Source organism: Stenotrophomonas indicatrix, from assembly GCF_002750975.1.
In the GTDB taxonomy this organism is placed as follows: domain Bacteria; phylum Pseudomonadota; class Gammaproteobacteria; order Xanthomonadales; family Xanthomonadaceae; genus Stenotrophomonas; species Stenotrophomonas indicatrix.
In genome coordinates this window covers 3,286,913-3,299,448 of sequence record NZ_PEJS01000001.1, presented here as the reverse complement: position 1 = coordinate 3,299,448, position 12,536 = coordinate 3,286,913, and the positions used below count along the sequence as shown (strand labels likewise).

The 12,536-nt window shown below is 66.5% G+C and carries 16 protein-coding genes; 6 read left to right on the top strand and 10 right to left on the bottom strand.

Features of this window, described 5'->3' with window-relative positions:
• Position 1: 1 nt before the first annotated feature.
• From CR918_RS15205 to CR918_RS15195, 3 genes are all read left to right on the top strand, one after another.
• On the top strand, positions 2–820 hold the full coding sequence (locus CR918_RS15205) for an SDR family oxidoreductase (protein ID WP_033831932.1): 819 nt from the start codon (positions 2–4) through the stop codon (positions 818–820).
• A gap of 92 nt (positions 821–912) precedes the next feature.
• Positions 913–1,905, top strand: coding sequence for a YiiG family protein (locus CR918_RS15200; protein WP_099843547.1), 993 nt, complete (start codon positions 913–915; stop codon positions 1,903–1,905).
• Positions 1,906–2,095: 190 nt separating this feature from the next.
• Positions 2,096–3,010, top strand: a complete 915-nt coding sequence (locus tag CR918_RS15195; RefSeq protein ID WP_415847031.1) for a YiiG family protein — start codon at positions 2,096–2,098, stop codon at positions 3,008–3,010.
• 187 nt (positions 3,011–3,197) lie between these two features.
• On the opposite strand, the gene CR918_RS15190 is transcribed toward CR918_RS15195, so the two are convergent.
• A complete protein-coding gene (locus CR918_RS15190) occupies positions 3,198–4,070 on the bottom strand; it encodes an ion transporter (protein ID WP_025874187.1) in 873 nt (290 codons plus the stop codon).
• 63 nt (positions 4,071–4,133) lie between these two features.
• Between CR918_RS15190 and CR918_RS15185 the strand changes: the two genes are divergently transcribed.
• Positions 4,134–5,360, top strand: coding sequence for an acetylornithine transaminase (locus tag CR918_RS15185; protein ID WP_088101212.1), 1,227 nt, complete (start codon positions 4,134–4,136; stop codon positions 5,358–5,360).
• Positions 5,361–5,432: 72 nt separating this feature from the next.
• Here the strand turns inward: CR918_RS15185 and CR918_RS15180 are convergent, their stop codons facing one another.
• A complete protein-coding gene (locus CR918_RS15180; protein ID WP_099843543.1) occupies positions 5,433–6,035 on the bottom strand; it encodes an HAD-IA family hydrolase in 603 nt (200 codons plus the stop codon).
• A 122-nt stretch (positions 6,036–6,157) separates the two neighbouring features.
• Between CR918_RS15180 and azu the strand changes: the two genes are divergently transcribed.
• Positions 6,158–6,607 carry an azurin gene (gene azu, locus CR918_RS15175; protein ID WP_033831930.1) on the top strand — a complete coding sequence of 150 codons (450 nt, stop codon included), beginning with the start codon at positions 6,158–6,160 and terminating at the stop codon, positions 6,605–6,607.
• A 46-nt stretch (positions 6,608–6,653) separates the two neighbouring features.
• Here the strand turns inward: azu and CR918_RS21375 are convergent, their stop codons facing one another.
• The 3 genes from CR918_RS21375 to thiE are packed head-to-tail and all read right to left on the bottom strand — an operon-like array spanning position 6,654 to position 8,783.
• Positions 6,654–6,788, bottom strand: coding sequence for a hypothetical protein (locus CR918_RS21375; protein WP_279323984.1), 135 nt, complete (start codon positions 6,786–6,788; stop codon positions 6,654–6,656).
• Between the two features lie 54 nt (positions 6,789–6,842).
• Complete coding sequence (hemL, locus tag CR918_RS15170; protein WP_025874191.1) at positions 6,843–8,132, bottom strand: glutamate-1-semialdehyde 2,1-aminomutase; 1,290 nt, start codon at positions 8,130–8,132, stop codon at positions 6,843–6,845.
• Between the two features lie 15 nt (positions 8,133–8,147).
• A complete protein-coding gene (gene thiE / locus CR918_RS15165) occupies positions 8,148–8,783 on the bottom strand; it encodes a thiamine phosphate synthase (RefSeq protein ID WP_025874192.1) in 636 nt (211 codons plus the stop codon).
• Positions 8,784–8,817: 34 nt separating this feature from the next.
• Here thiE and CR918_RS15160 point away from each other — a divergent pair, with 34 nt between their 5' ends.
• Positions 8,818–9,042, top strand: a complete 225-nt coding sequence (locus tag CR918_RS15160) for a rubredoxin (protein WP_025874193.1) — start codon at positions 8,818–8,820, stop codon at positions 9,040–9,042.
• 48 nt (positions 9,043–9,090) lie between these two features.
• Here CR918_RS15160 and CR918_RS15155 read toward each other — a convergent pair whose 3' ends face one another.
• The 5 genes from CR918_RS15155 to CR918_RS15135 all read right to left on the bottom strand — a co-directional run bounded on the left by CR918_RS15155 (position 9,091) and on the right by CR918_RS15135 (position 12,463).
• Positions 9,091–9,936 (bottom strand): SirB1 family protein, encoded by an 846-nt coding sequence (locus tag CR918_RS15155; protein ID WP_099843541.1) that lies wholly within the window; start codon positions 9,934–9,936, stop codon positions 9,091–9,093.
• Between the two features lie 317 nt (positions 9,937–10,253).
• A complete protein-coding gene (locus CR918_RS15150) occupies positions 10,254–10,700 on the bottom strand; it encodes a DUF192 domain-containing protein (RefSeq protein WP_025874195.1) in 447 nt (148 codons plus the stop codon).
• Between the two features lie 21 nt (positions 10,701–10,721).
• Entirely contained in the window at positions 10,722–11,369 is a 648-nt protein-coding gene (gene rpiA, locus CR918_RS15145) for a ribose-5-phosphate isomerase RpiA (protein ID WP_099843539.1), read from the bottom strand.
• Positions 11,370–11,393: 24 nt separating this feature from the next.
• Positions 11,394–11,873, bottom strand: a complete 480-nt coding sequence (locus CR918_RS15140) for an EVE domain-containing protein (protein ID WP_025874197.1) — start codon at positions 11,871–11,873, stop codon at positions 11,394–11,396.
• The gene (locus CR918_RS15135) at positions 11,870–12,463 is read right to left on the bottom strand and encodes a 5-formyltetrahydrofolate cyclo-ligase (RefSeq protein WP_099843537.1); all 594 of its coding nucleotides are present in this window, start codon (positions 12,461–12,463) and stop codon (positions 11,870–11,872) included. Before CR918_RS15135 ends, CR918_RS15140 begins: the two co-directional genes overlap by 4 nt.
• Between the last annotated feature and the right edge of the window lie 73 nt (positions 12,464–12,536).

Sequence of the window (12,536 nt, the reverse complement as noted above, 5' to 3'; positions counted from 1 at the left end):
CGTGGGCAGTCTGCAGGGCAAAACCCTTTTCATCACCGGTGCCTCGCGTGGCATCGGCCTGGCGATCGCGCTGCGGGCCGCGCGTGACGGCGCCAACGTCGCCATTGCCGCCAAGTCGTCGGTGCCCAATCCGAAGCTGCCGGGCACCATCCACAGTGCTGCCGAGGCCGTCACTGCAGCCGGTGGCCAGGGCCTTGCGCTGAAGTGCGACATCCGCGAAGAAGACCAGGTGCAGGCGGCCGTTGCTGCCGCCGTGGACACGTTCGGTGGCATCGACATCCTGGTCAACAACGCCAGCGCCATCTGGTTGCGCGGCACCCTGGACACGCCGATGAAGCGCTTCGACCTGATGCAGCAGGTCAATTCGCGCGGCAGCTTCCTGTGCGCGCAGGCCTGCCTGCCGTACCTGCTGCAGGCGCCGAACCCGCATATCCTGACCCTCGCGCCGCCGCCGAGCCTCGAGCCCAAGTGGTGGGGCGCGCATACCGGCTACACGCTGGCGAAGATGGGCATGAGCTTTGTCACCCTCGGCCTGGCCGCCGAGTTCGGCCCGCAGGGCGTGGCGGTCAATGCGCTGTGGCCGCGCACGGTCATTGCGACCGATGCGATCAACATGATTCCCGGCGTGGACGTCAGCGGCTGCCGCACGCCGCAGATCATGGCCGACGCTGCACACGCGGTGCTGGTGCGCGAGGCGGCAGGTTTCCACGGCCGTTTCCTGATCGATGACGAGGTGCTGGCCGAAGCTGGCGTGACCGATCTTTCCGGGTATGCGGTGGATGCGTCGCGTCCGTTGCTGCCGGATCTGTTCCTGGATTGAGCCTGCCGGTAGGGAAAGGCCGATGGCTGCCGCCTTCGGCCCGCTGCGCTAGAATGCGCGGCTGTAATCGTTTTCAACAGGGATGTGAGCCCATGTCACGTACTCTTTCCATCGCGGCGCTCGCCGCTTCGCTGTCGCTTCTTCTGGCTGCCTGTGGTGGCAAGGCGCCCGCAACCGACGGCGACGCGGGTTCCGCCGGCAAGCCGGAGGCCAGCACGGCGCCGGCTGACGCCCAACAGCAGTTGACCGCAAAGCTCAACGCCTACATCGGCTGCTTCAACGCGCTTGATTCGAAGACGCACGGCAGCATCCAGACCTACACGCGCTGGATCAAGGACGTGGACGCCGGCCCGAGCGGGCGCGAGACGAACGTGTACGGACCGTTCGAGATCGGCGATTACGACATGAAGCAATGCGACGCCCCCGTGACCGAGGCGATGGCTGCCAAGCCGGCGCTTGCCGATCTCGATGCCGCTGCGGGTCGCTATCAGCAGGCGCTGAAGGCCCTGGTGCCGATCAGCAAGGACGCGCACGACTACTACGATCGCCAGGACTACGAAGACGACGGGTTTGCCAAGGGCAAGCAGCTGCACGCGCCATTGATGGCCGCCTTCAAGGATTTCGTCGTTGCCAGTGAAACGTTCAACGCCGAACTGGAGCGCCAGAACGACGCTGCCCAGCGCGAACAGCTCAAGGCGCTGGAGCAGGCCGAAGGGCGCACCCGCGAGTACTACCGACTGGCGATGATGCTGGAAGCGAAAGCGATCATGGAGATGATGGGCGAGGACGACTTCGACGTGGCCCGGGCACGGGAGCGACTGGACGCCTTCAACCGCATTTCCGACGAAGCGCATGCCAAGGTGGCCGATCAGGAGCCGGGCAAGCTGGACTGGAACAGCTTCGAACGCGAGGCCGAGAACTTCCGCCGCGAAGGCAAGGAGCGGCTGCAGCGGGTCAGCGACAAGGTTCCGTACACCGATTTCGAGCAGAGGATGCTGGCGTCGCCGTCGATGGCGCCGAGCGGCTCGACCGGGCGACTGCTGCACATCTACAACGCACTGGTGTTCCAGAGCAATCGCCAGTAATCCGGCGCACTGCCCCCACTTTTGTCGCATTCGACCTGGCTGATTGCGACGTGAAGGATGGGGTGTCCCGTCGTCTCAATGGCATCGGCGTCCGCGTATGCGGGCTGTTCCACCGCGCGCGAGAATGTGCGCCGTCTCTTATCTGCAAGGAACCGGTTTGAATTCTTCCGCGCGTGTACTTTCTCTGCTTATGCTCGGCGCTGCCGCCGCCCTCTCTGGTTGCAACGGATCGACAGGACTGGCGGTGGCCGATCCGGGCCTGCAGAAGATCAACGCCTACATCGAGTGCTACAACGGCGTCGAACAGCCCATCCACGAGGGCTTCCAGACCTATACCGGCTGGATCAAGGATCCCGAAGCCGGGCCGACGGGCAAGGAAGCGCAGCCGCGCTCGCCGGGCAAGGTGCTGTCGCATCGTGTCGAGTACTGTGGCCAACCGCTGACCGATGCATTGGCCCGGACGCCGGCCACGCCGCTGGATGAGCCGGTGCGGCAGTACCAGACGGCCTTCCAGTCGTTGAATGCGCTGATCGAACGCGCTGATGGCTACTTCACCCGTGAGGACTATCGGCGCGACAACGGCGAAGGCATGCGCGCGCAGCATGCGCCGCTGATGCAGGCCTACGCTGACTTCTTCAAGGCCAGCGAGGCCCTGGATGCGGCGCTGGAGAAGAACGAGGAGGAACGCCGTGCCGCGCAGCTCAAGCAGATCGAAGCGGACGAAGGTCGTTCACTGGCGTACTACCACCTGCGCATGATCGGTGACGGCAAGCAGCTGGTGATGGTCCTGCAGGGCGACGAGCCGGAGCTGACCGAGGCCCGTCGGCAGTTGGCCGCCTACCAGGCGATGCTGGCCGAAATGCAGAGCGCCGGCGTAGGCAAGGACAACCCGATGTGGGCGCATGTGCAGCGCTCGGCCGATGTGCTGGTGCGCGATGCCGGACGCCGTATCGACCGGTTGGCATCGGGCAAGCCGTTCACCGCGCGTGAGCTGCAGGAAGATCTCGAGGCGAAGGGCAGCATGCTGACTGCACCGGACGGGGCGCAGTCGAAAGTGGTCGCCGCCTACAACGATCTGGTGACCACCAGCAATCGCATGAATTGAGCCAGTGGGTCGACTTCGATGGATGGATGCGGGACGCCGTATCCATCCATCGCGCGGATCTGATGTGTGCCTTTGGTGGGTGCGGACCTTGGTTCGCACCGCGATGGCTCCGGTGGGGCTTCATCCACGCATGGCGTGGATCTACTGTGCTGGCTATGGTGGGGCCGGCCGTCGGCCGCGCTCATCGTCAGTGGCTGAACGTATCCGGCAACGGTCCGCCACACTTGCGGCAGTGCCGCGCATCCGGCTCGTGGCCCTCCAGCCCGCAATGCGGGCAGCCACGTGCATCGCGGCGCGCGGCCAGCTCGGCATCGCGCATGGTGCTGGCCAGTTCGGCGGTGTAGATGCCGGTGGGCACGGCGATGATGCTGTAACCGATCAGGATCAGCACCGAGGTGACGAAGCGGCCGAGCACGGTCTGCGGCACGATGTCGCCGAAGCCGACCGTGGCCATCGTCACCACCGCCCAGTACATGCTGCTGGGAATGCTGGTGAAGCCATGGTTCGGTCCCTCGATCACGTACATCAGCGTGCCGGCGATGATGGTGATGGTGACCACCGTGAACAGGAACAGCAGGATCTTGCGCCGGCTGCGCCACAGCGACTGCATCAGCACGCCGCTTTCTTCGATGTAGCGGGTCAGCTTGAGGATGCGGAACACGCGCAGGATGCGCAGTGCGCGCACCACCAGCAGGCTCTGCGCACCGGGAATGAACAGCGACAGGTAGGTCGGCAGGATCGAGGCCAGGTCGATGATGCCCCAGATGCTCACCGCGTAGCGCAGCGGGCGCTTGACCACCACCAGCCGCAGCACGTATTCGGCGGTGAACAGGATGGTGAAGCCCCATTCCAGCACGTAAAGCCAGTCGGCATGGGCGATGTGGAAGCGTTGCACGCTGTCGAACATCACCACCAGCACGCTGGCGATGATCGCGTAGACCAGCAGCAGGTCGAAATTGCGCGAGGGCCGGCTGTCGTGGCGGTAGATGATGTCGAACCACCGGCGGCGCCAGCCGGTCTCGGTGGCGGGGTTCAGCTGGGGGGCGGAAAACGGTCGCATGCGTGCATTGTGCCGCACGGGTTCCAGCGCGAGAATGGGCATTCCTGAACCCTGCTGACCGCCATGACCGCCGCTACCGATCCGCTGATCTCCCTGTCGCACTACTACCTGCCGGTGTACAAGCCCCGCCAGGTGGTGCTGGAGCGAGGCCAGGGCGCCCGCGTGTGGGACAGCCAGGGCCGTGAGTTCATCGATCTGGCCGCGGGCATCGCCGTGTGCGGCCTGGGCCACAACGACCCGGACCTGGTCGCCGCGCTGGTCGAACAGGCCGGCAAGCTGTGGCACACCAGCAACGTGTTCTACAGCGCGCCGCCGCTGCACCTGGCCGAGGAACTGGTGAAGGCCAGCCGCTTCGCCGAGCGCGTGTTCCTGTGCAACTCCGGCGCCGAAGCCAACGAAGTGGCGATCAAGATGGTCCGCAAGTGGGCCTCCAGCCAGGGCCGCCCGGCCGACAAGCGCGTGATCATCACCTTCCGCGGCAGCTTCCACGGCCGCACCATGGGCGCGGTGACCGCCACCGCGCAGCCGAAGTACCAGGAAGGCTACGAGCCGCTGCCGGGGGGCTTCCGCTACATCGACTTCAACGATGAAGTTCAGCTGGAAACGGCGATGGCCGCTGGCGACGTGGCGGCGGTGATGCTGGAGCCGATCCAAGGCGAGGGCGGGGTGATGCCGGCCAAGTCCGGGTTCCTCAAGCGCGTGCGCGAACTGTGCGACCAGCACAACGCACTGCTGGTGCTGGACGAGATCCAGGCCGGCATGGGCCGTACCGGTACCTTGTTCGCGCATTGGCAGGATGACGTGGTGCCGGACATGGTGACCCTGGCCAAGGCGCTGGGTGGTGGTTTCCCGATCGGCGCGATGCTGGCCGGCCCGAAGGTGGCCGAGACCATGCAGTTCGGTGCCCACGGCACCACCTTCGGCGGCAATCCGCTGGCCGCGGCCGTCGCCCGCGTGGCGCTGCGCAAGCTGGCCTCGGCCGAGATCGCAGCCAATGTCAGCCGCCAGTCGAAGGCGCTGCGCGATGGGTTCGCCCGCATCAACGATGAGTTCAAGGTGTTCAGCGAGGTGCGCGGTCGCGGCCTGATGCTGGGTGCGGTGCTGAGCAAGGAGTTCGCTGGCCAGGCCGGTGCCATCCTCGACCACGCTGCGGAGCAGGGCCTGTTGACCCTGCAGGCTGGCCCGGACGTGCTGCGCTTCGTGCCGTCGTTGAACATCACTGACGAAGAAGTGGCGGAAGGCCTGAAGCGCCTGCGCGCGGCGATTGCCGCGTTCGTCGCCGCGCGCTGATCATTGACCAAGGTAGCGCCGGGCCATGCCCGGCGTTGCTTTTCCGCTGCGCTCGTCGCGCATGGCCCGGCGCTACCGCACCCCGTAGCGCTTCAGCACCTTCCCCAGTCCGCGTCCGTCCTGCACGGTTTCCGCGTGCAGGCCCGCTGCGCGTGCACCGCGCACGTTGACGAACAGGTCATCGACGAACAGCGTGTGCGCCGGTGCCACCTCGAGGGCTGCGAGCGTGCGCAGGAACACCTCCGGCGCAGGCTTGCGCAGGCCGAAGTCCGCGCTGCAGAACACCCGGCCGTGCAGCATGGGAAACAGCTCCGGCAGCAGCGTCGGCAGCGCCTGCGTCATCAAGGCACCATTGTTGGTCAGCACCGCCATCGGCACCTGCAGGGCATGCAGCCGTTGCAGCACGGCGTGCTGCGGGTGGCTGGCCGCGTGCCGGGCGGCGATCCAGGTGTGCAGCGTTACCGTTGTGCCGAGCCGTTCGCCCAGCTGGGCCAGATAGCGCGCGCCATCCAGCGTACCGCTGTCGTGTGCGGCTTCGAGCCCGCTGTCGTACAGCGCGGCCTGCACGTGCGCGGTCGGCACGCCCAGCGTCTGCGCCAGATGCAGCACGCGCTGTGCACGCTGGTAGTGCAGCAGCACGCCATCAACATCGAGCAGGAGAAGATCGATCCGCATCGGTCGAGCATGCCATTGCCGTATCCGCACGCAAACCCTGGACCACCACTGCGACACACGGTCGCAGCCGGGTGGCCAGGTGTCTGCCTAGAATGACCACCGAACCTGCAGGAGACGCGACGATGAAAGCTTGGATGGTAGCGGTGGGGCTGGGTGCGCTGATGCTGGCGCCATCGGCGATGGCGCGCGTATGTGCGGTGAGCATCGACAGCACCGACCAGATGAGCTTCAGCAGCCGGGAGATCAAGGTGGCTGCCGATTGCAGCGAAATCGACCTGACCCTGCGCCACACCGGCAGGCTGGCCGCCACCGCGATGGGCCACAACTGGGTGCTGACCCGCACCGCCGACTACCAGCCGGTGGCGATGGCGGGCATGCGCATGACCCTGGCCGACAGCTACCTGCCGAAGGCCGACAAGCGCGTGCTGGCCCACACCAAGGTGATCGGTGGTGGCGAGACCGCCCGCGTGCGTTTTTCCACGAAGGGCATGCAGAAGGGCGGCGATTACACCTTCTTCTGCTCGTTCCCCGGCCACTTCGCGATGATGAAGGGCAAGTTCGTCTTCGGTTGAGTGCGCAGCAGCCACGCATGGCGTGGCTCTACTCCAGAGACGCAGCTCAGTAGATCCACGCCATGCGTGGATGAAGCACATCGATCCAGTAGATCCACGCCATGCGTGGATGAAGCACATCGATCCAGTAGATCCACGCCATGCGTGGATGAAGCACGTCGATCCAGTAGATCCACGCCATGCGTGGATGAGGGCAGGCAGTGCCGACCACGGTCGGCACCTACCAGGCCGGGGTTCAGCCCTTGGCCGCCTTGAACGCCACGCGTGCCGCTGCCAGCGTGGCCTCGATCACGTCATCGTCGTGTGCGCTGGACAGGAAGCCGGCCTCGTACGCCGACGGTGCCAGGAACACACCCTGGTCCAGCATCGCGTGGAAGAAGCGGTTGAACGCCGGGATGTCGCAGGCCGTGGCCTGGGCGTAGGTCTCCACCTTCTCAGCGGTGAAGAACAGCCCGAACATCGCGCCCACCTGGGTGGTGGTCACCGCTACGCCTGCATCGGCGGCGGCAGCTTCCAGCCCCGCGCACAGGCGTGCGGCGCGCGCGCTCAGATCGTCGTGGAAACCCGGCTGCTGGATCAGCTCCAGCATGGCCAGGCCGGCGGCCATCGCCACCGGGTTGCCGCTGAGCGTGCCGGCCTGGTAGATCGGGCCAGCGGGCGCGATCTGCTGCATCAGCTCGCGGCGGCCGCCGTAGGCGCCCACCGGCATGCCGCCGCCGATGATCTTGCCGAAGGTGGTCAGGTCCGGGCTGATACCGTAGTGCGCCTGCGCACCGCCAAGGGCAACGCGGAAACCGGTCATCACTTCGTCGAAGATCAGCAGCGCGCCATGCTGCGTGCACAGCGCGCGCAGGTGCTGCAGGTAGCCTTCGCGGGGCGGAATGCAGTTGGCGTTGCCGACCACCGGCTCGATGATCAGGCCGGCGATCTCGCTGCCGCGTGCGTCGAACAGGGCGGTGGCCGCCTCGAAGTCGTTGTAGGGCAGGGTCAGGGTCAGTTCGCTCAGGCCGGCCGGCACGCCGGGCGAGGTCGGCACGCCCAGGGTCAGCATGCCGCTGCCGGCCTTGACCAGGAACGAGTCGCCGTGGCCGTGGTAGCAGCCTTCGAACTTGACGATGCAGCTGCGGCCGGTGGCACCGCGCGCCAGGCGGATCGCCGACAGGGTGGCTTCGGTACCGGAGTTGACCATGCGCACCATCTCGCACGACGGCACCAGCCGGGTGATGGTCTCGGCCATGGTCACTTCCGCTGCGCACGGCGCACCGAAGGACAGGCCGTTGTCGATCGCCTTCTTCACCGCCTGGCGTACGGCGGTGTGGTTGTGGCCGACGATCATCGGGCCCCACGATCCCACGTAGTCGATGTAGCGGTTGCCGTCGACGTCGTACAGGTAGGCGCCGTCAGCGCGCTCGACGAAGAAGGGTTCGCCGCCGACCGACTTGAACGCGCGCACCGGTGAGTTGACGCCGCCAGGCAGCAATTCCTGGGCGCGGGAGAACAGGGCGTGGGACTGGTCGTGGTTCATGGGGTTTCCTGGGGGTTACTGCTGCGTATCGAATCGGGCGAGGTAGGCGCGCTGGGTCGCGACCGGGTCCTGCGCGGCGTAGATGCCGCTGACCACGGCCAGCAGGTCGGCGCCGGCATCGATGATGGGACCGACATTGTCCGGGCTCAGGCCACCAATCGCCACCCGCGGCACGCCCAGTGCGGCGCTTTGCCGCAGCAGGTCGGGGTGGGCGCGGCTGCTGGTGACCTTGGTGGTGGTGGGGAAGAACGCGCCGAAGGCCACGTAGCTGGCGCCGGCCGCCACGGCACGCTCGGCGTTGGCCAGCTGGTCGTAGCAGGAGGCGCCGATGATGGCGTCCGGGCCGAGCAGGCTGCGTGCGGCGCCGATGTCACCGTCAGTGCCGCCCAGGTGCACGCCCGCCGCGCCGATGGCCTGGGCAAGCTCGGGGTCGTCGTTGACGATCAGCGGCACGCCGTGGGCGGCGCACAAGGCCTGCAGCGCCGTGGCCTGTTCCCGTCGCAGGGCATCGCTGGCGCTCTTGTTGCGGTACTGCAGCCAGGTGGCGCCGGCGGCGAGCAGCGGCGCGGTGCGCGCCAGCAGGCGGGCGGTATCGGGTTCATCCGGGGTGATCAGGTAGACGCCGCGGGGCGCCGGGGAAGCAGAAGTCATCGATGGCTACCGGTGAGTGGACCGCGATGGGACAATGGCGGCCCGTGAATCCAGCCCTGATTATCCGATGAGCGAAGCCACCCCCACCACCCTGCGTACCTGGATGTGCGTGGTCTGCGGATTCCTGTACCGCGAAGCGGATGGGCTGCCGGAAGAGGGCATCGCCCCGGGAACGCGCTGGGAAGACATTCCCGAGACCTGGACCTGCCCGGATTGCGGCGTGACCAAGGACGATTTCGAGATGGTCGAGATCGATTGATCGGACCTATCTGTGGGTGCGGACCGTTGGTCCGCACACCGGACAACCTCAATGCAGCCGCGGTACCGGGCCGCCCAGGTCGATCAGCTTCTCGCGCAGCCATTGCGCGTCGCTGGCCTCGGGGTTGCGCTTGAGGTACAGGCCCAGGTCGTTGCGCGCGCCGGCCAGGTAGTCCAGCTGCAGGTAGGCCAGGCCGCGATCGCGCAGGGCATCGTCCTGTTCGGGGGCAAGCTTGAGCAGGCGGTCGGCACTGCGCGCGGCACGATCCCACTCGCTGGCCTCGGCATAGACCCCATGCAGGTTGCGCAGCATGCGGATCAGGATCGCGCGGCTCGGTGCAGGATCGAGGATCTGCGCCAGCACCTGGTCGTCGGGCATCTGCCCGCCCAGGTGTGATTTGGCGCGTTCGCGCAGTTCGTCCACGTCCAGCGGCCGGCCCCCATTGAACGGGTCCATCACCAGCACGCCATCGTCAACCGGCAGGCGCACCAGGAAATGACCGGGGAATGACACGCCGTCCAACGGAATGCCCAGCCGTCGCGCCACCTCCATCTGCACCAGTGCCAGCGAGATCGGATTGCCCAGACGGCGCTCTAAGACCTGGTTGAGGTAGCTGTTGCGCGGGTCGTAGTACTCCTGGTGGTCGCCGCTGTAGCCCAGCTCATCGAACAGATGCCGGTTGATGGCCGCCATCTTCAGCGGGCTGTGCTCGATGCTGTCCACCTCGGCGCGCAGGTGCTCGACGTGGCTCTGCACCAGCGCATCGTAGGTCGACGGCTGCAGATCGGGATATTCATCGCGCGCGATCAGCAGCGCGGTCGGCAGCAGTGGCAGCGCCTCGTCGTCGAAGTCGGCCAGTGCATCCCAGTCGGGGAGTGTGATCCGGTCCTGCATGTCCACAGACTGGCGGCAATCGCAGGCGGTTTCAAGCAGCGTGGCGTGAATTCATCATCCCCCACGTGTCCCCATCCACGCATGGCGTGGATCTACCGTGTCGACCAAGGTCGACACCCACCAACAGCGGCAGGAAGCTGTCAGAGGTGGGGTGGTGTGGGCTTGCAGGCCCGCAGGCGCCATGGATGGCGCCTACGAGCCCCCAGGGATGGGTTTACGGCGTGTCCTGCAAGCCCACACCGCCCCACCATGCCTCGATAACCCAGCTCTTGCTTTTGATGTCGATTCGGCGGGTGCCGGGCGCAGCCCGGCCGCCCCTACTTCTCGATGCCCGGGCCGAAGATCAGCTCGGTGCCATCCTTCAGCTTGAGCTTCTCCGCCTGGCCGGCATTGAGTTCCAGCACGAAGCGTGCCGGGCCACCGCTGGGGTAGGGCGGGCACATGTCACCGGCCGAGCACGGCGGCACGTCGCGCTGCTGGCTCACCAGCCGCCGCTCGCTGTCGAAGTACAGGATGTCCAGCGCGATCTTGGTGTTCTTCATCCAGTACGCCTGCATTTCCTCGCGGTCATGCACGAACAGCATGCCGTGGTCCTCGGCCATCTGGTCGCGGAACATCAACCCGCGCGCACGGGTTTCATCGTTGGTGGCCAGTTCAACGTCATAGCGCGCACCGTCAAGTTCCACCCAGTGGCGGGCAGCATCGGTGGCGCAGCCGGTCAGGGCCAGCAGCGGGAGCATCAGCAGTGAGCGCAGCAACGACATCGTCAGGGTCCTTCGAAAGGGTCAGAGCACGATCGGCGGCTCGCCGCCGACGATCACCACATCGGCACGGCGCCGTGCGAACAGGCCGACGCAGACCACGCCCGGCAGCTGGTTGAGCTCACGCTCCAGTTTTTCCGGATCGGTGATCTGCAGGTTGTGGATGTCCAGGATCTGGTTGCCGTTGTCGGTCACCACGCCCTCGCGCCAGGTCGGCTGGCCGCCGGTCATGTCGCGGATCTGGCGGGCAACCAGGCTGCGGGCCATCGGGATCACTTCCACCGGCAGCGGGAACCTGCCCAGCACCGGTACCTGCTTGCTCGGGTCGACGATGCAGACGAAGCGCTCGCTGGCCTCGGCGATGATCTTCTCGCGGGTCAGCGCAGCGCCGCCGCCCTTGATCAGGCACTTGCCGGGATCGCACTCGTCGGCGCCATCCACGTACAGCGACAGGGTGCCGGTGTGGTTCAGCTCGATCACCTCGATGCCATGCTGCTTCAGGCGCGCGGTGCTCTGTTCGGAACTGGACACCGCACCCTTGATGCGATACTGGATGCGGGCCAGCGCATCGATGAAATAGGCGACGGTGGAACCGGTGCCGACACCGACGATCATGCCGTCTTCGACGTACTCGATGGCCTTCTCGGCGGCCAGGCGCTTGGCTTCAGACATTGCGGAGAACTCTCAGGCAGGGAATCAGGATTTCTTTTCCAGCGACAGCAGCAGCTTCCACTGCGCAGCGGTCACCGGGAACACCGACAGGCGGTTGCCCTTGGCAACCAGCGGGAAGCCTTCGCCGAGTTCCTCGGCATGCAGCTTGATCTCATCCAGCGCGATCACCTGCTTCAGCTTGCGGTCGAAGGCCACGTCCACCAGCATCCAGCGCGGGTTCTCGCGCGTGCTCTTGGGATCGTGGTAGTCGGATTTCGGGTCGAACTGGGTGTCGTCCGGGTATGCCGCGCTGGCCACCGTGGCCAGGCCGACGATGCCGGGCACCTTGGTATTGGAGTGGTAGAACAGGATGCCGTCACCGACCTGCATGCCATCGCGCATGAAATTGCGCGCCTGGTAGTTGCGCACGCCGTTCCAGGGTTCAACCTTGACCTTGGCCAGGTCGTCGATGGAAAAGGCGTCCGGTTCGGACTTCATCAGCCAGTAGCGCTTGCGGGCGGTCATGCGTTCACGGGGGCAGCGGAAGGGAGCAGGGTGCCGGCTTCAGTGCAGATCGCATCCACCGGCACGTCCCAGGACGCCACCGGCAAGGACTCGACCTGCTGCACCGAGAATGCCGCGCCGACCAGCCAGGGTGGCGCCGGCCGATCATGGCGGAAGGCGAAGCTGCGATCATACCAGCCACCTCCCATGCCCAGCCGCCGGCACCGTGCGTCGAAGCCCACCAGCGGCGTCACCACCAGGGCCATCTGCGCCGGTTCCAGCGTGTCTTCGATGGCGATGTCCGGTTCGGGAATGCCGTAGCGGTTGCTGGTCAACGGTTGGCCGGGGCGCCAGGGCGCGAAGCGCAGCACGTCGCCGTGCAGCACCGGCAGGCAGTAGGTCAAGCGATCGGGCAGCTGCAGTTGCCAGCGGTGCAGGGCGATTTCGCCATCCAGCGCCCAGTAGCCGGCCACGGCGCCTTCGCGCGGGGCGAACGGCAGCGCCAGCAGCGCATCGGCCAGCGATTCGGCAGCGGCGATACGGGCGGGGGCGGAAAGGTCGCGGCGGCGTTGCCGCAGCTCGTGGCGCAGGGCCTGTCGCGGGTCGGTCATGGCAGCGTGCGGCAAGGATCAGCCGTCATTGTGCCGGAAAGAACAAGGGCGACGCCCGAAGACGCCGCCCTTG